Below are 17578 nucleotides of genomic sequence, written 5' to 3'. Positions count from 1 at the left end.
TGCAAGCGATACTTTAAAACTGTTGAATTTTCTTAATTACATTTGATGTTGAACAACCGTTTAGAAACTCAAGCACTTCAACTTTACCACCATTTTTTAATACAAAATCAGCCCCTGCGATTTGATCAATGGTGTAATCTCCCCCTTTGATCAAAATATCAGGTTTAATTTCTTCAATAAGCTTCGCTGGCGTATCGTTATTTTCTTGCTTACCAAATGGGATCACCCAATCAACTGAACCTAATGCTGAAATCACCATGGCACGTTCTTCTAATGGATTTATCGGACGCTCTGAACCTTTTAATCTAGAAATTGATTCATCATTATTTAAACCAACAACTAAACGATCGCCCTTTGCTTTAGCTTGTGCTAAATAACGTACATGACCTGCATGTAAAATATCAAAACAACCATTAGTGAATACAATCGTTTCACCATTTTGACGTGCAAATTCAATATGCTGTAATACATCATCAAAAGGTGTTTGATAATGCTCACCCGTTTGTACTAAATATTGGCTTAATTTACGGCTTAATTCTTCTGGCGAAACTGTGGCTGCACCTAATTTACCAACAACAATACCCGCAGCTAAGTTAGCAACTTCAACCGCATCTTTAGCTGACATTCCAGCTGCTAACATAACAGCTAAGGTTGCGATTACTGTATCACCAGCTCCTGTTACATCAGAAACTTCTAGGACTTGCGCTGCAAAGTCATGCTTTTTGTTTTCGGTAATTAAAGACATGCCCTGTTCTGATCGCGTAAGCAACATAGTACCGATTTTTGCAGACTTCATTATTTCTCGAGCAGAGTTTGCGATAATTTCTTCAGAACCAACTAGTCCACCAGCAGCAGCATACTCAGTTAAGTTAGGTGTAATATAATCAGCTCCCGCATATTGGCTTAAATCTTTAGACTTAGGATCGACTAACACTGTTTTACCAGCAGATTTAGCTACCACTATCATCTCTTTGATTAAGCTCAGGGAGCCTTTGTTATAATCTGAAAATACAATAAAGTCATATTTTTCTATAATATTATCTAATTTATCAAGTAATAACTGACTATGCTTTTGTGTAAAATTTTCTTCTAAATCAAGTCTAACCACTTGTTGATGACGACTTATAATGCGCATTTTAGCAATAGTAGGATGCTCTTTTTGTATCACTAATTGAGATTCTATTTTTTCATCAGTAAGTAGTTTTTTTAATGTACGACCATATTCATCATCACCAATAATACCCAATAAACTCACTTGACCATCTAAGTGCGCAATATTTTTTGCAACGTTGGCAGCCCCACCTGCTTTATCTTCTAGTTTATTGACTTTTACAACTGGTACTGGCGCTTCTGGGGAGATACGTCCTGTATCACCATGCCAATACCTATCAACCATTACATCGCCAACAACCAATACTTTAGCCTGTGATAAATTCTTTAAAAAAGATAAATCCATTAAGTATTACTCTTAGTTAATTCATCATAAATCAAATCAAGTGCTTCACATAACCAGTGTCCGATAAACATATGTGCTTCTTGAATGCGTGCTGTTTCATCATTTTTTATAATAATAGGCAGTTTTGCGATATCTTTAACTTTTCCACCATCACGACCCGTTAACGCAACTGTAAATGCACCAATTTCATTAGCAGCTGCAAGTGCTAAATTTATATTATTACTTGTGCCTGAAGTCGTAAGCCCTATAACCAAATCATCACTTTGACATAAGCCTAAAATTTGTCGTTCAAATACAGAGTCAAAGTGATAATCGTTAGAATGCGCCGTTAAAATAGACGTGTCTGTTGTTAAAGCGATAGAAGCCAGTGGCGCTCGTTCTTTTTTATAGCGCACCATAAACTCTGCCGCTAAATGTTGTGAATCTGCTGCACTACCACCATTACCAAACCAAATAACCTTACCACCATTAATTAAGGTTTTTTTACATTGTGCCAACAATTGTAAAGCTTGCTCTTGATAAGCTTCCATAGTGTTGAATGCTTTACGATGTCGCTCTAGGCTTTTTAAATAGCTATTCGAAACACAATTTTGAGAGCTCATAGGAGTATCCTTTATTTTTTCATATGAAACCATGATATTTGATGTTTATTATCCATAATTTTGAATTGTATTTCGAGTAACTAATAATAATTAATTGAAAACAACATAAAAACGAACTCAAAATAGGATTTTTTTTCCCATCAATGATATCTTTACACTTTAAATTAAACTCTGAATTACAAAGGTACAATTCACTTGTCCCAACTCATTTCCAAAGCACAATTAAAACAAGCTAACCGTATTTTATATATGACACATTTAGCTATCGGGGACTTTGTATATCAAGGAGCGTTTTTAAAAGAATTTAAAGAACAAAATCCACATGTTGAATTAGATATTTGGATTGATGATAGCAGAACTAAACCAAAAGCATGGCATGCAGACAGAAATACAACTTTATGCCAATGGCTCAATGATGAAAGCTACATTAATCAAGTTTACCCAATAGTTAAAACAAATAGTGAGCGTAATCATTTCATAAAAAAAGCACACAATAAGAATTATGATCTGATTTTTTTCATAGCAACAACACGCTCTGAAAGTTACGCTAAAATTGCTAGGAAAATTTCATGCACAGCGACAATAACAGGTATTAAAAGCGCACCATTAAAAAGCCCATTAAAAAGTTGGTGGCATTTTAGAGCGCTTGATAGCTTTTATTTTGAAAACTCAAAACAACTACAAAATCATAATCACATCACTAATTTATACCAAGCTCGCTTTAAAAAGCTTATTGGTTTAGAGGTTGCTGAAAATAAAAGGGCTTTAAAGATATTGCCAGAGAAAAAATATCTGCTTTCAGCACAATACATTCTAAGTGAACTTAAGAATAAATATGATTTAGTAGATACTAAAACCATTTTTATAAATCATTTATCAACAACAATTAAACGTGATTATCAATGGATTCAAGTAAAAGAGTTACTAATAAAACTATCTTCAATAAATAATAAGCTAAGCTTTATAATCAATAGTCCTCCTTCTCTACTTGAAAATATTGAAAAACAAATAAATGATGATGAACAACTCAATAAACTACCAATTAAAACATTTAGTGCCATGGCTCATTTTTTTGAATTACCAGCAATGATCAAATGCTGTGATTATGTTATTTCAGTTGAAACAGCCATTATGCATTTAGCATCGAGTGTTGGCACTCCCCAGATTGCATTGATCCGAGAGTCAGCTCGTCATTGGCGCCCTTTAGGTAAAAGTACCGTTTTATTTGGTAAAGGCCGAGTTGATATGATTAGTCCAAATCAAATAACTGATGCTTTTGAAGAGCTGACTCAGAAAGAAGTTTTTAATGAGCCAAGCATTTAATATAAATCACTACCAAAAATAAGAAACTGATAAGTAACTATATTTTTCATCATAAACATCTTTACCATAAGTTAGCTGAGTTTCCACTCTTTTACCTTGCCAATTACGACTATTTAAAATTTGAATTTCCATACCTTTAACATATTTATCTGCATCTTCACTTTCATTATCAATTATTACAAACTTTGTTTGCCATAAGGATTGTGTATCTGCAAAATAATCTATGCTAATAGCATGTACTTGTGCAGGAACACCATCACCGTCATCTCTTTGATCTGCGGCAAAGTGACCATATACATTGCCATTATTATTGTTACCAAATTTATAAAGATGGTTGATATACCAAGCAGTTTTCCAATCATTAAATTCATAACGTAATGCAATATTATGAGTCAATTTAGGTAAGTAAATTCCAATAGAGTAAACCTGATTACCAAAACTATAGTTACTACCGCCTTGAGTATCTTCTCCACCAAACTCAAAATAAAGCTCGGTCGGCATGCCCAAGTTGAAATTAAATAAGCTTGTAACAGAAGCTAGCTGATCACCGAGTTCATCATCTTTACCTAACTGATTACTAGTATTATCATTACTAGCAGGATCAAAATATGCTTTCATTATATCACTAAAGCCGACTTCTCTCGGTCCCCCACCAAAATGCATCAAACGGTTAAAGCCTAACTTCCAACCATCCATAGGCTCTATACTAATATGCGTACCAGCAAGTTTAGGGCGACCATCATGCCATTCATCTTGATAAAGTATGCCTTCTTCAACTTTTTCTAATTGCGAATAATACAATTCAAAATCAAAGTTCCACCAATTTTTTAACGGCTCTGCAAAACTTAAAGAAATTGAAGGCGAAGACTCAGCATTGGTTGAAATTAACTGTGATGACATTTTAAAAGGGGAAAACCAATGCTCTTTATAACCCATATCTAACTGCAAATTATCGCCAGCTATACTGAAAAAAGTATTGTAGTTTACTATTTCCCCACTATCGATTCGATAATCTAAACCTACTTGCAATAAAGTTGAATCATTTGGTCGCCATATGCCTTCAAAAAACCCTTGGCCCCATTCATCAGAAGTTACACCTCTTTGATTTGCAATAGACATTTCTTTGTCATTACTTAAAGTAAATTTCACACCTGTACGACTTATATCATCACTGCCACGGTATCGTTTTAATTTTATGCGTACTGAATCATATAACCTGTTATCAATTCTTTTTACTTGTCTTAACGCATTATCTATTTCACGTAACGCATAAGGTTTACTCATAGGCGAGCCTGTGGTTAAAGCAAACATACGATCAATTTGCTGTTCTAATTGGGCATCCATAGCAATAGGTAAATATGCCGTGGGTTTTGCTTGTGTACTGAAAGCACATAAAGCAAAAATTAAAGAAGATAAGGTTTTTAGTTTCATAATATCGATTAATTTTTAGTGAATAAAATTGACGAGTAAATACTAACAGAAGTTAAAAAACCTTAATAGCAACTAGCTGTGTAAAAATGTAAGTAAAAGTGGTTTTGCTATATGCAAGTTCGCGCTAAAATAACCTTTCACCTAAAACCTTTAATTTAAGACTCTATCTATGGCACGTTTTTTTTACTCTGTTATCTTATATTTATTAAGTCCACTCATTTTACTTCACTTATGGTTACGAGGTAACAAAGCACCAGAATATCGTAAACGTTGGCATGAAAGGTTTGGCTTTATTGCATCGAACAACATTAAAAAAAATGCGATTATTTTTCACTGTGCTTCTGTTGGGGAAGTTGTTGCTGCTACACCTTTAATTAAAAAGGTGCAATTAACATATCCAAATAGTCCAATTATAATTACCTGTAATAGCCCTACGGGAACTGAACAAATTAAACGTAGCTTCTCAGGTACAGTTGAACATGTATATTTACCACTAGACTTTCCATGTGCCACTCGTCGATTTATAAAAAACCTTAAGCCTAAAATGATATGTATTTTAGAAACGGAGCTTTGGCCTAACTTAATTGCACAGAGTAAAAAACAAAACATTCCAGTGATCCTATTAAATGCTCGCTTATCAGAAAAATCTTTGGCTGGTTATAAAAAAATAGCACCATTGAGTCAATCAATGATGCAAGGTATAACGCAATTAGCTGCTCATGATCAAAATGATGCGGCACGTTTTATTGAGCTTGGATTAGATAAACATAAAGTTGTCACTACTGGTTCTATCAAATTTGATATAAAAATAAGCCAAAACATCTCAGAAAAAGTCTCAAGAATTAAACAGCAACTAATTCAAAAACATCCAATTTGGATTGCAGGTTCTACTCACCCCGGTGAAAATGAATTATTATTAAAAACACATCAGGCACTATTAAAATCCTATCCAAATGCACTATTAATATTAGTGCCAAGGCATCCAGAACAGTTTGATAAAGTTGCAGATTTAATCTCTAGTGCTAACTTATCTTTTCAGCGAAAATCATCTTTATCAGACTCATGTACTTCTCAAGTATTACTTAGTGATACTATGGGTGAGTTGGGTATTTTATATGGGGCAGCGCAATGTGCTTTTATCGGAGGGAGTTTAATAGAACGAGGCGGACATAATCCTTTAGAAGCATCAGCTTATGGCATTCCGGTAATTACCGGGCCACATATTTTAAATTTTTTACATGTTTACCCCGAGTTGCTGAAAGCGCAAGGATGCTTAAAAGTCGATTCTAGTGAGCAAATCATCACACTTTTACAGCAAATATTTAGTGATGAATCCTATGGTGAAAATTTAGGTCGAAAAGGTGCATTATTTGTTCAAAAAAACCAAGGCGCGATCAAAAAAACGATTGAAGTAATCGCACGCCATTTAAAATAATTTCTGAGAATATCTATGTCACACATTAATTGTCCAATTACACAAATGAAATCTTGGGTAGCCAATATCATTGTAAAATACAACTTCTGTCCATTTGCACGCAAAGAAGTCGAAAATAATAGTATTCATTATCATGTTAGCAATACATTAAATATTGAAAATGCTGTACTAGAAATGATAGATCAATGTATTTTTCTAAATGAAAATCAAGATATTGAGACCACCTTATTAATTTTAGACCAAGGTTTTTCCGATTTTAATGATTTTTTAGATTTGGTTGATTTAGCCAATGCCCTATTAATAGCACAAGGTTTTGAAGGACAATATCAAATTGCCACTTTCCACCCTGATTATGTTTTTGCTGATTCAGAGGAAAGTGATGCAGCCAATTACACCAATAGAGCGCCATTTCCCACTCTACACATCATTAGAGAAGCAAGCATGGCTGAAGCATTAAAAAGCTATGATGATCCGGATTCAATACCTGAAAATAATATTCAGTTAACACGTCGTAAAGGAATTGATTTTTGGCAGAAATTATTAGAAAACTGCCATAAAAGCTAGTTTATACCCATGCTACATAGAAATGTACGATTTCTGCAAGTCAATAAGCGTAACAAATGCTAGGCAGAAGATGTGTCGTTAAGTCATTCTCAATAATAACGCAGTTGGCCGCATATCGTCTTGCCCTACGGGAGTTTCAATTTTATCTCAGAGCTAACTATCAAAGCCCGATATTTAGCTTGTAATGCTTCTATTTTGGCGCGACCGTCAACGGTACTATATGGCTTGAATAAAAACAAAACTTTTAAAACACCGGTATAAATATCAGATAAAACCAGTTTACCTTCAGGTCTTTGTGTTTCTACATAAGGCGTCCAAAAACTGACTGTTATTTTAACTATATGCGCTAAATCAATAATATCTTCGTCATCTATATCTATGATATTAGAATGCTTTAACCCAGTAATAACACTCTGAGCCTGAAACAGTAATTTATCTTGTAATGCTAAATAATCTACTTTTAGCACTTCGTCACGGGATAGAATATCAGCGAGATTGTCATAAAAGAAATGATATTGCCACATCAGTTCAAAAATTGAATCTAAATAATTAACCAGTTGAGATACAATATCTTCGTCTGCATTTAAAGTTGGAAAATTTGTTTCTAAATGTTGTCGATAGAGGGCAAAGATATGTCGTAATATATCTTCTTTATTTTTAAAATGATAATACAAATTACCAGGACTTATGCCCAATTCTGCAGCGATATGATTTGTACTAATTGCACGTTCACCGTGTTCATTAAACAAAGCAATGCTCGTTTGTATTATTTTATTTTTAGTACTCATTTAGCTTTCCAGACATCCATTTATAATAAAAGTATATAACAAAACAGGGTAATCTTTAAAGGCTGATATTCATGATAATTACTGATAAACTAGCAAACAATTACCAATGTACTCAAACTTAAAGGATTTGAGTAAAAATATTTTTGCATAAGGTTACTTAAATCGACATGAAAGTTAAAGCTATTTACCCAGGCACCTTTGATCCAATAACAAATGGTCATACAGATTTAGTTGAACGCGCCGCAAAAATGTTTGATAAAGTGATTGTTGCCATCGCCTTTAATCCAAATAAAAAACCTTTTTTTGAATTAGATCTTAGAGTTAAATTAACAAAAAATATTCTATCTCATTTAGATAATGTAAGAGTCATTGGCTTTTCAGGTTTATTAGCTGATTTAGCCGTACAGCAAGATGCCAACATTTTAGTACGAGGCTTGCGCGCAGTATCAGATTTTGAGTATGAATTTCAATTAGCAAATATGAACCGCCGATTAAATCCAGATCTAGAAAGTGTATTTTTAACACCGTCAGAAGAAAATTCTTTCATTTCTTCAACACTAGTTAAGGAAGTTGCTATTCACAAAGGCGATGTTTCTCAATTTGTACACCCACTTGTTGCTCAAGCCCTACAGGATAAATTGCAAGGATGAACCTAACAAAAGTAAGCCTAATTATTTTAGGTGTACTAGGGTGCAATCAGTTCGTAAAAGCGGAACCTTGGATTGGAACTGATGACGTATACCTTAGAAATGCAATTGAGTTATTGGTAAGCCAAGGATTAATTAATCGTCCAGTCAATGCCTACCCTCTTATGTGGCAAGGTCTCGCTCAAGACATTAATAAATTAGACATATCTGAAGTGCATAACAACGCTTTATTTGCATTTACCCACGTTCAATATGCTTTAAAATTTGCAAAAAAACAGGCACTTTCCGGTATAAAAATAAAAAAAAATAGCGAATCAAATACATTACAAAGCTTTGGTCAACGTTATCAAGAAAAATCTGCGATTCAAGGTTACAGTATTTTAATGGGTAAAAAAGTTACCGCTAAAGTCAGTATTCAATATGCAACCGGTGCTAACAATGAGAAAAAATTAAGTTACGATGATAGTTATTTAGCTATTTTATTAAATAACTGGAGCATCAGTGCTGAACAAGTAACACATTGGTGGGGGCCTGCAAATGATAATGCATTATTATTATCTAATAACGCAACGCCTATGCCAGGGCTTAGAGTTTCAAGATTAAATACAAATTATTATGGACCAAGTTGGTTATCATTTATTGGTCCTTGGAATATTACCACGTTAATTTCACAACAAAAGCATCCTAATAAGTTAGAAAAGCCAGCAAGTGACAACCATTTTTATGGTATGCGATTTAGCGCTATGCCTTTAAAAGGATTAGAAGTTGCACTGAGCCAAAAGGCACAATTTAATGGCTCTAATATGGATGATTTATCAAATATCATTTTAGGTCACAATAAAATTAATAAACAAACTGGCATAAATGAATATAACCAATTAACCAGTATTGATTTCAAATATAGCCATTCAGCTTTAGGGCAAAACTTTGCTTTTTATGGTGAAATAGCTGGCAATAAAAAAAGCAGCCTACTTCCAGAAGATAAAATGTTTACAACTGGCCTGGAAGCGTATTTAGGTTTAACCAATAAGGTCATTAAAACTTATTTAGAATATTCAGATACGGTGTCTAGTTGTAATCAAAAAGATGCTATAGATAATGAAACCTCATTACATTGCAGCTATGAGCATTTAAGTTTTGATACTGGATACCAACATTACAATCAAAACATTGGCGCAAGCATTGGTACACAAGCTAAGGGTTATACTCTAGGCGTAAACTTCCACCAGACAAGTGGCACAGCTGCTTTTGCTAAGTTACGTCATATCAAACAAACAACTCAGCCAACAGATGCAATTCAAGAACAATTAACACAATTACAACTTGATCTTGGATATCAGCAGGGTTTGTTTAATGGCTTATTAAAAATTTCAGGCTCAGTATTTAAACTAGATGAAAAAGTTGCTAATTACCAAGATATTAAAACATCTTTTCAAGCTAGCTGGGAATATCGTTTTTAGGCCTTTTGAATAATAAGTAAACAAATACAATCTCTTTATCATAATAAAAATTTAGAGCAATTAATTGAAATAGCTAAACCATATAGAGGAAAAACAGAATTTGTAGAATATATTGATTACACAATAGAAAATGACCTATATATTTTTAGTACTTGGTACCATTTAAAACGAGGAAAGTGCTGTGGGAATGGGTGTAGACATTGTCCATATATACCCAAGCTACTTGGAAATGCATGATTTCAGCGGGAGTTTAAATGGTCAAATACAAGACATTTATTGCAGGTAATGGTTATTCCCTTATCAACATAAATAACGCGGTAGTTGACCATTTAAAATCCGCCCGTAGGGAATTTATCAGGTAAGTAATCACTACGTTACATCAGTTTGAAAGGCAATATTCCTAAAATGATGTGCCTTGTGCTAACTCACCTGATAAATTCTGAAACAAGCATTATCAATTGGCTTGGGTATATACCAATCACGCTTCAATTGGTAAAGAAAGATTAACGCCCCACTCGCTCCAAGAGCCATCATAAACAGCTAAGTTTTCATAACCTAAAATATATGCACCTAATGCCAAAATACACGCTGTAACACCAGAGCCACAGCTAAAAATAAGGCTATCAGCTTTATCAGTTAGTCTTTTATTAAATTCAGTTTGTAAAGCACCCGCATCAAGCATAAAACCATTTTTTACAATATCTACAAAAGGTAAACTTTGTGCATTGGGAATATGACCTGCTCTCATACCCGCCCGAGGCTCCGCACCTTCACCTAAAAAGCGAGCTTTACCTCTGGCATCTAAAACAAGTGAAGATTTATTATCAAGCTGCGCTAGTACTTCATTTTGATTAACAAAAGTATTGGGGTTATAACGGGCTTTAAAATCACCTAATTTTTGAGTTTTAACATAAGATGTACTTACTGGATAATCTTCATTTAGCCAAGCTGGAAAACCACCATTAAGCACTGCTACATTATTAAATCCCATAGCTTTAAACATCCACCACGCTCGTGCACAGCTATATATGCCTTTTTCATCATAAACAACAATGTAGCTATCATTATTAACACCAAATTCGCGCATCAAACGCTGAAATTTTTGCTCACTTGGCATAGTATGAGAGATAGGTGAATCTAAATCGCAAATCACTTTACTAAAATCAAAGCGTTGAGCGCCTTGTATTATTTTATCTGCTTTATATTCTGTTTTGGAGCCAACTTGTGCCATGCTGGCATCAAAAATAACAAGTTGATCGTTATTAATATTTTGCTGTAACCAATCTACCGTTACTAAAGGACCTGATAGTTGCATACTAAAATCTTTTTTATCTTTTAATTAACTCAAGTAAGATGGGTTCCCCCCCTCTCACAGAACCGTAGGTACAGAGCTCGTTACAGCTCATGTATTCTTCACATATCCCCAATATACTTTCTGAAAGCTGACATAGCAAACTACCCTGTATACCCATGTTACTTAAAAATGCATGTTTCAGAGCTATCTGAGCGAGCTCAATTCAAGGCGTGTTGATGGCACCTTTCAAACCAACACAACGATGAAGTGGGCTTGCTCAGAAGCTCCGTCTCGGCGAGTTTTGAGGTATCATGGGTATATTACCTTCTTCTATTGAATATAAATCAAGCTCTTCAAACTATTTGACTGGTTATCGATATTGCGTAGTTTGCAGCTCAAGTTGCAGTTGTTTTAAGTTTCTATGCCAAGCTTCTGTAAGTCTATCAGGTTTTCCAACTTAGCTAGGCAAATAAAAAACATCCATTCGAATACTTTTTTAATTTATAATTTAATTAAAAGTGCTTTTATTTCTTTTTTAGCGCCTAAAATATGCTGTTTTAAAAGTTGACAAGCACTTTTGACATTACCTGATTTACAATAGTCGATGAGCTGTCTATGCTCAGAGCCCGCTTTTTTAATACCGCCAGCCAATAATAAATGCATTCTAATATATCGATCTGAATTTTTGTTTAAGGTATTTACAATATCAAGGGTTTTTGGACGATCGCTGCCTTTGTATAAATACGCATGAAAATGAGTATTTAAATCAGCCCAGATATTAGCACTATCTTCATGTTGTAATGCATCCTCCAACTCAACTAGAATCTTTTCAGCTTGCGCAAAATCTTCTTGAGTTAAATTTGGGATAGAGCGTGCTAATAAATCAGATTCAAGCATTGCTCTTAATTCAAATAACTCATCAACATGTTCGGCATTTAATTCAGTTACAATAGCGCCTTTATGGGCTTGAAACTTAACTAAACCTTCTGCTTCTAATTGTAATAGTGCTTCCCTTACAGGAATTCGGCTGACATCAAGATCTTCAGCTAAAGCAGCTTGACGCAATGGTTGACCAGCTTTCACTTCACCTTTTAGTATTTTTTCTCGAATTGCATCTACAACAAATTCGGTTCGTGTTTTATATGCCAGAGCCATATCAATTTATTTCGTTATTTTTAATAATTATTTCTCTAGTTTAACGTCTTGAAAAAAAAAGGCCACTCTATGAGCAGCCTTTTTAGTTACATTGGTGAATTTTGATAACAAATAGGTCTCAAAAAACGGTTAATCGCTTGAGAACCAACAGAGGTACTTCGCACATCAGTTGAAGATGGGAAAGGCCCACCATGCATCATGGCATCACTGACTTCAACACCCGTTGGCATTTGATTAAAGATTAAACGCCCAACCTTATATGATAATGCTTCAACAAGATCTTTATTTTCATTAATGACATCTGTAGTACCATGAACCGAAGCAGTTAATTGACCACCTAAAATATCGATCAATTTCGCAGCTTGTGCTAAATCTTTATAAGTTACGATTAAAGATGCGGGACCAAATACTTCATCATGTAATTTGTCATTACTCATAAAAGCATCTGCAGAAGTAACAAACAAATATGTTGTCGCTTTTTTATCTTGCGCTTGACCTTGTGCTACCACAGTTGCTTGTTTGGCAATGTTATCACAACCTGCTTGATAAGCTGTTAACATAGTCGGTGTTAACATCACTTGAGCTGGGCATGAATTAATTTTATCTGCTAAAACAGTTTCAAATTGAGCTTGTTCTGACTCATTTACTAACCATAAACCTGGGTTAGTACAAAATTGTCCACAACCCATATTCATAGAAGCAACAAACTCTTGTGCCAAGTCATTTGCTTTGTCAGTGATCAAACCTGGTAATAAAAGCTGAGGGTTTACAGCGCCTAATTCTCCATAAAAAGGTATCGGTTCTTTACGTTGGTATATACTTTTTTGTAAAGTCATGCCAACACGATAAGATCCCGTAAAGCCAACAGCTTTAATGGCAGGGTTTTTAACCAAAACATGACTAATGTCATAAGCTTTACTATGAATTAATGCAAATACCCCTTTTGGCATATCACAGTTATTAATCGCAATCTCAATTGCTTTGGCAACAATTTCACACGTACCAGGGTGAGCAGAGTGAGATTTAAAAATTACCGGACAACCCGCAGCCAATGCTGATGCTGTATCACCGCCAGCGGTACTAAAAGCGAGTGGAAAATTACTGGCGCCGAACACTGCAACTGGACCTAATGGCAATTGTGATAACTTCATATCAGGACGTGGTATAGGAGCCCGATCAGGAATAGCTGTATCATGAGCTATCTCTAGTGTATCTTTAATAATATTATTTGCAAACAATCTTAACTGATTAACAGTGCGACCAAGTTCACCTTGAATTCTCGCTTCAGGTAACCCCGTTTCAAGTGGCGTACGTGCAACAAGTAAAGGCTCTACTTTAACCAGCTGTTCAGCTATTTCATTTATAAAATCCGCCCGCTGTTGCACTGTTTTCTTGCGATACATTACAAAAGCTTGCTCAGCTAATAAGCAAGCTTGATCCAACTGTTCATTACTACAGTTTGTGAAATTAGGTGCTAATTTAGTATGCTTTGCAGCATTAATTGCATTAAAAGTTACTTCGGTATCAGCTTGCCATTTACCGCCAATAAAACATAAACCAGATAACATATTTATCTCCTAAACTAATTGAAAACCAAAGGCATAAGGATCGTCATCATCAATTGTAATTTGATTATGTCCCGTTACTTGTGCCCATCCTTGAATTGAAGGCATGATTGCCGTAATGCCCTCTATCTCTGTCACACTCTCCACTTTTCCGACAAATTGGCTGCCAATAATGCTTTCATGCACAAAATCTTGCCCTTGTTTTAATAAACCTTTTGTATATAACTGAGCCATTCTTGCTGATGTACCTGTACCACAGGGCGAGCGATCGATGGCTTTATCACCATAAAAAACGGCATTTGCAGCACTGGAGTTTGCATTTTGTGGTTCTCCAGTCCATAAAACATGTGAAAGTCCATTAACACTCGAATCTTGAGGATGAACACATTCTATAGCTTTACCTGCTATTTCGCGGATCAGTGGACTGAATTTTAAAATTTGATTTGGTGTGAAATTACCTAAACCTGGGTAATTTTCTTGAGGCTCTACAATTGCATAAAAATTACCACCATAGGCAATATCAAGTTTGATCTTACCAAGTTCAGGTACTTCTATTTCTATGTCCTGATGAGCTAAATATGATGCGATATTATAAATTTTAACCCAGTCGACTTTTTTACCCGTCATCTGGTAGTCCACGTTTATTTGCCCCGCAGGTACATCAATAATTAATTTTCCTGACACTTTACTTGTCAATAATCCACCTTCTAGACCTGCAGTAATAGTACCGATAGTACCGTGACCACACATAGGTAAACAGCCGGATGTTTCGATAAATAAAATAGAAGCATCGGCCTCATCAGAGCAAGGTGGGTAAATAAAAGCACCAGACATCATATCGTGTCCACGAGGCTCAAACATTAAACCTTGACGGATCCAATCATATTCTTTTAGAAAATGAATTCGTTTTTCACTCATTGTTTCACCCTTTAAATTAGGATGACCCGAAATAACTAACCGAACAGGATTACCACACGTATGTGCATCAATACAAAAAAATGTTCCTTTATTCATTAGTGCTATTACCTTTTACGAAACAAATATTATTAAGTAAACATCTCAGTTGTTTAGCTAATAAAATTAAAATGCCAGCTTAACCAGTAAGTTGGCTAGGGTCATTCAGGGATGACAAATCCACAACAAATTAAAGACCGAACTTAGATAGATCGATACGGTTTTCCATTGCTTCAGTATACAGTGTTTCAACTTGCTCACGAGCAGCGCCTTTGAGCTGCATACGTGGAGCACGTGTTCTTTCTGAACCACGCCCTGCTAATTGCTCTGCTAATTTAATACACTGAACAAGTGTTGGAATAGTGTCTAAACGTAATAGAGGTAAGAACCATGACCAAATTTCACGAGCTTCTTCATAGCGCCCTTCTTTAGCAAGATTATAAATTGCAACAGATTCTCGAGGGAATACATTCGTAAGACCAGAGATCCAACCTGTAGCACCCAGCATCAAACTTTCTAGTGCAATATCATCTACACCACCAAAGATAATAAAACGATCACCAAATGCGCGTTGTAGCTCAGTAATACGACGCGTATCTTCCGTTGCTTCTTTAACAGAAACTATATTCGCTTCTTCAGCTAATATTTTCATACCTTCTATAGAAACATCTACACCATAAGTTACTGGGTTGTTGTAAATCATAATAGGAAGCGCAGTACCACGAGCAACTTGCTGATAATGATGAATCGCTTCATCTTCAGTTGACCGATACACCATACCAGGTAGAACCATTAAACCATCAATACCAATCTCTTCAGCATCTTTCGCATATTGAACAGCAGCTGCAGTTGTTGTTTCAGCAACACCAGAAATTACAGGTACTCGCCCATTAACTACCTCAATAACTGATTTCATTACTTGGCGCTTTTCTTCCGGAGATAAAGAACAGTTTTCGCCAATCGTACCGTTTACAATAATACCGTGAACACCTTCTTTTATTAGGTTTTCACACATGGCTGCATTTTCAGTAAAATCGATAGAGAAATCTTCTTTAAATTGATTTGATACGGCTGGGTATACGCCTGTCCAGTTTGGTTTCATTGCATTTTCCTAACAAATAATTAATTATAGTACATTGTATACAACACAAATTACTGTATATTGTATACAATTACAATGTTTATTTGATATAATTATGAAACAACAAAATTCAAAGTCAGAAACAATTGCCATTATAGGTGCTGGTATCATAGGTGTAACCGCTGCTTTTAGATTAAAACAAGCTGGGTTTCAAGTTACCTTATTTGATAAAGAGGATATTGCGCAAGGTTGCTCAAAAGGAAATGCTGGGCACTTTGCTACTGAGCAAGTTTTCCCATTAGCTCAAAAATCGCTTTTACCTCAAGTCCCTAAGATGCTTTTAGATCCATTGGGCCCCTTTAGTATTTCACCTAGTTATTTTCATAAAGCAATACCTTGGTTTTTTAAATTCATTAATAACATGCGACCTAAATTATTTAATGCGAATAAAGAAGCGTTGAAATCATTTAATAAAATTGCCATGAACTCCTGGGATGCATTAATATCTGAAACTAATCTGGGCTCTTTGTTTCATAAACAAGGAAGTTTATTAACATTTGAATCAGTTTCAGACAATGAAGCGATTAAAGTTCAAAGAGAATATCAAGCTGAAGGTATTGCAGTTGAGCTATTAAACAAGAAACAAGTAAACAACCTTGAACCTGGAATTTCCAACAAAGTGACATGGGCACTGTTATTTAGAGATGTGGCGCATACTTGCTGTCCAGAAACACTTACAAAAGAAATTTACAAAAAAGCAGAAAAATTAGGTGTTGAATTTGAAAAATGTGAAATATCAACCATCGAATCCGATAATAAGCTTGTTACCATCACCTCAAAAAATAAAATATATCAAACAGACCGAGTCTTATTAGCAACAGGGGCCCATAGTAAACTACTCTGCAAACAACTAGGGTTCACAGTACCACTTGAAACGGAGCGAGGCTACCATTATATGGTTAAATCAGCTAATCAACCAAACCGTCCAATTGTTTCTTATGAAAGAAAATTTATTATGACCCCTATGAAAAATGGGCTTCGTCTAGCGGGTACAGTTGAATTTGCTGGTTTAGACAAAGAAATGAATACACGACGAGTCGATGCTTTACTACTCTCTGGTAAGTCTATATGGCCACAAATAGAAGATACCAAGGAAGGAAATTATCGCTGGATGGGTTTTCGTCCTAGCTTACCTGATTCAAAACCAGTTGTAGGAAAATCACCAAAGCATAATAATATATATTTTGCATTTGGTCATCAACATTTAGGCTTAACGCTAGCCGCAATAAATGCAGAAGTTATAACTGATTGTATATTGGATAAAAAACCAAGTATCTCATTAAAACCTTATTCAATTGATAGATTTTAAAGTTTTCACCGTGCCGGTGATTCATGTTTTTATACCAATTCTCTTAATTAAGTGATCTAATATGAATTAGGATAAATTTTCAATAGCAAGGCGCTTGATTGAGCAATAGCAGGCTATTGGGATTGAAAGCAACGTATCTATTGTAATATCAATTCCGATAATTAACTGATCAATATTGCCCAATCTCTTTTACATAGTGATATCACTCTATCGACATCAGTTTTAAAGTTATTCCAAGCGGTTGTGCATTTACCAACAATGTTGTCATAATCTTTAAATGTTCTATTTTCTATTTCATTTTGCCTTAACCATAACTAAACTTGCTCTATTGATATATGGTTCCAAGATGAAGCACGCTTTGGCTAGCAGAATACAACCACAAAGCTCTGGGCAGAAAAAAGAACCCGACCAAGAGCAGTAAGACAACAATAATTTGAATACGGCTATATTTTTA

Annotated in this window: 16 protein-coding genes and 1 pseudogene; 7 read left to right on the top strand and 10 right to left on the bottom strand. The window is 35.0% G+C overall.

What is annotated here, in order from left to right:
• Positions 1-13: 13 nt before the first annotated feature.
• Together hldE and CJF42_RS11300 are read right to left on the bottom strand one after the other, a co-directional pair.
• Positions 14-1456 (bottom strand): bifunctional D-glycero-beta-D-manno-heptose-7-phosphate kinase/D-glycero-beta-D-manno-heptose 1-phosphate adenylyltransferase HldE, encoded by a 1443-nt coding sequence (gene hldE / locus CJF42_RS11305; protein ID WP_095366787.1) that lies wholly within the window; start codon positions 1454-1456, stop codon positions 14-16.
• Positions 1456-2058, bottom strand: coding sequence for a D-sedoheptulose-7-phosphate isomerase (locus CJF42_RS11300; protein WP_095366786.1), 603 nt, complete (start codon positions 2056-2058; stop codon positions 1456-1458). The genes hldE and CJF42_RS11300 overlap by 1 nt, the downstream gene beginning before the upstream one ends.
• Before the next feature lie 195 nt (positions 2059-2253).
• Here CJF42_RS11300 and CJF42_RS11295 point away from each other — a divergent pair, with 195 nt between their 5' ends.
• Positions 2254-3381: a glycosyltransferase family 9 protein gene (locus tag CJF42_RS11295; protein ID WP_095366785.1), complete on the top strand. Its 1128-nt coding sequence runs from the start codon at positions 2254-2256 to the stop codon at positions 3379-3381.
• Between the two features lie 9 nt (positions 3382-3390).
• Here the strand turns inward: CJF42_RS11295 and CJF42_RS11290 are convergent, their stop codons facing one another.
• Complete coding sequence (locus tag CJF42_RS11290) at positions 3391-4812, bottom strand: capsule assembly Wzi family protein (protein WP_095366784.1); 1422 nt, start codon at positions 4810-4812, stop codon at positions 3391-3393.
• Between the two features lie 169 nt (positions 4813-4981).
• On the opposite strand from CJF42_RS11290, the gene waaA reads away from it, so the two are divergent.
• A complete protein-coding gene (gene waaA, locus CJF42_RS11285) occupies positions 4982-6247 on the top strand; it encodes a lipid IV(A) 3-deoxy-D-manno-octulosonic acid transferase (RefSeq protein WP_095366783.1) in 1266 nt (421 codons plus the stop codon).
• A 15-nt stretch (positions 6248-6262) separates the two neighbouring features.
• Complete coding sequence (locus tag CJF42_RS11280) at positions 6263-6811, top strand: DUF1415 domain-containing protein (protein ID WP_095366782.1); 549 nt, start codon at positions 6263-6265, stop codon at positions 6809-6811.
• A gap of 125 nt (positions 6812-6936) precedes the next feature.
• On the opposite strand, the gene CJF42_RS11275 is transcribed toward CJF42_RS11280, so the two are convergent.
• Positions 6937-7599: a TetR/AcrR family transcriptional regulator gene (locus CJF42_RS11275; protein ID WP_095366781.1), complete on the bottom strand. Its 663-nt coding sequence runs from the start codon at positions 7597-7599 to the stop codon at positions 6937-6939.
• 167 nt (positions 7600-7766) lie between these two features.
• Between CJF42_RS11275 and coaD the strand changes: the two genes are divergently transcribed.
• From coaD to CJF42_RS29300, 3 genes are read left to right on the top strand one after another with little or no spacing between them, the layout of a single operon-like run.
• Positions 7767-8249 (top strand): pantetheine-phosphate adenylyltransferase, encoded by a 483-nt coding sequence (gene coaD, locus CJF42_RS11270; protein WP_095366780.1) that lies wholly within the window; start codon positions 7767-7769, stop codon positions 8247-8249.
• Entirely contained in the window at positions 8246-9706 is a 1461-nt protein-coding gene (locus CJF42_RS11265) for a capsule assembly Wzi family protein (protein ID WP_095366779.1), read from the top strand. Before coaD ends, CJF42_RS11265 begins: the two co-directional genes overlap by 4 nt.
• A gap of 9 nt (positions 9707-9715) precedes the next feature.
• On the top strand, positions 9716-9943 hold the full coding sequence (locus tag CJF42_RS29300; RefSeq protein ID WP_170940580.1) for a DUF5522 domain-containing protein: 228 nt from the start codon (positions 9716-9718) through the stop codon (positions 9941-9943).
• A 241-nt stretch (positions 9944-10184) separates the two neighbouring features.
• Here the strand turns inward: CJF42_RS29300 and CJF42_RS11260 are convergent, their stop codons facing one another.
• The 5 genes from CJF42_RS11260 to CJF42_RS11240 all read right to left on the bottom strand — a co-directional run bounded on the left by CJF42_RS11260 (position 10185) and on the right by CJF42_RS11240 (position 15776).
• Positions 10185-11021 carry a sulfurtransferase gene (locus CJF42_RS11260; RefSeq protein WP_095366778.1) on the bottom strand — a complete coding sequence of 279 codons (837 nt, stop codon included), beginning with the start codon at positions 11019-11021 and terminating at the stop codon, positions 10185-10187.
• A gap of 480 nt (positions 11022-11501) precedes the next feature.
• Positions 11502-12155, bottom strand: a complete 654-nt coding sequence (locus tag CJF42_RS11255) for a GntR family transcriptional regulator (RefSeq protein ID WP_095366777.1) — start codon at positions 12153-12155, stop codon at positions 11502-11504.
• A gap of 86 nt (positions 12156-12241) precedes the next feature.
• Positions 12242-13723, bottom strand: coding sequence for an aldehyde dehydrogenase (NADP(+)) (locus CJF42_RS11250; RefSeq protein WP_095366776.1), 1482 nt, complete (start codon positions 13721-13723; stop codon positions 12242-12244).
• A 9-nt stretch (positions 13724-13732) separates the two neighbouring features.
• Positions 13733-14734, bottom strand: coding sequence for a 4-hydroxyproline epimerase (locus CJF42_RS11245; RefSeq protein WP_095366775.1), 1002 nt, complete (start codon positions 14732-14734; stop codon positions 13733-13735).
• A gap of 130 nt (positions 14735-14864) precedes the next feature.
• Complete coding sequence (locus CJF42_RS11240; RefSeq protein ID WP_095366774.1) at positions 14865-15776, bottom strand: dihydrodipicolinate synthase family protein; 912 nt, start codon at positions 15774-15776, stop codon at positions 14865-14867.
• Positions 15777-15870: 94 nt separating this feature from the next.
• Here CJF42_RS11240 and CJF42_RS11235 point away from each other — a divergent pair, with 94 nt between their 5' ends.
• A complete protein-coding gene (locus tag CJF42_RS11235) occupies positions 15871-17124 on the top strand; it encodes an NAD(P)/FAD-dependent oxidoreductase (protein ID WP_095366773.1) in 1254 nt (417 codons plus the stop codon).
• 224 nt (positions 17125-17348) lie between these two features.
• On the opposite strand, the pseudogene CJF42_RS28580 reads toward CJF42_RS11235, so the two are convergent.
• Positions 17349-17453, bottom strand: a pseudogene (locus CJF42_RS28580) (IS630 family transposase); the annotation flags it as partial.
• Between the last annotated feature and the right edge of the window lie 125 nt (positions 17454-17578).

Source organism: Pseudoalteromonas sp. NBT06-2 (assembly GCF_002276045.1).
Lineage (GTDB): Bacteria > Pseudomonadota > Gammaproteobacteria > Enterobacterales > Alteromonadaceae > Pseudoalteromonas.
The sequence above is the reverse complement of the archived record's forward strand: the minus strand, read 5'-3'. Positions and strand labels throughout refer to the sequence as shown.

Excerpts from the sequence above, each read along its gene's own strand:
- hldE (WP_095366787.1), bottom strand. The coding sequence starts at position 1,456 with ATGGATTTATCTTTTTTAAAGAATTTATCACAGGCTAAAGTATTGGTT.
- CJF42_RS11300 (WP_095366786.1), bottom strand. The coding sequence starts at position 2,058 with ATGAGCTCTCAAAATTGTGTTTCGAATAGCTATTTAAAAAGCCTAGAG.
- CJF42_RS11290 (WP_095366784.1), bottom strand. The coding sequence starts at position 4,812 with ATGAAACTAAAAACCTTATCTTCTTTAATTTTTGCTTTATGTGCTTTC.
- waaA (WP_095366783.1), top strand. The coding sequence starts at position 4,982 with ATGGCACGTTTTTTTTACTCTGTTATCTTATATTTATTAAGTCCACTC.
- CJF42_RS11280 (WP_095366782.1), top strand. The coding sequence starts at position 6,263 with ATGTCACACATTAATTGTCCAATTACACAAATGAAATCTTGGGTAGCC.
- CJF42_RS11275 (WP_095366781.1), bottom strand. The coding sequence starts at position 7,599 with ATGAGTACTAAAAATAAAATAATACAAACGAGCATTGCTTTGTTTAAT.
- coaD (WP_095366780.1), top strand. The coding sequence starts at position 7,767 with ATGAAAGTTAAAGCTATTTACCCAGGCACCTTTGATCCAATAACAAAT.
- CJF42_RS11265 (WP_095366779.1), top strand. The coding sequence starts at position 8,246 with ATGAACCTAACAAAAGTAAGCCTAATTATTTTAGGTGTACTAGGGTGC.
- CJF42_RS11260 (WP_095366778.1), bottom strand. The coding sequence starts at position 11,021 with ATGCAACTATCAGGTCCTTTAGTAACGGTAGATTGGTTACAGCAAAAT.
- CJF42_RS11255 (WP_095366777.1), bottom strand. The coding sequence starts at position 12,155 with ATGGCTCTGGCATATAAAACACGAACCGAATTTGTTGTAGATGCAATT.
- CJF42_RS11250 (WP_095366776.1), bottom strand. The coding sequence starts at position 13,723 with ATGTTATCTGGTTTATGTTTTATTGGCGGTAAATGGCAAGCTGATACC.
- CJF42_RS11245 (WP_095366775.1), bottom strand. The coding sequence starts at position 14,734 with ATGAATAAAGGAACATTTTTTTGTATTGATGCACATACGTGTGGTAAT.
- CJF42_RS11240 (WP_095366774.1), bottom strand. The coding sequence starts at position 15,776 with ATGAAACCAAACTGGACAGGCGTATACCCAGCCGTATCAAATCAATTT.
- CJF42_RS11235 (WP_095366773.1), top strand. The coding sequence starts at position 15,871 with ATGAAACAACAAAATTCAAAGTCAGAAACAATTGCCATTATAGGTGCT.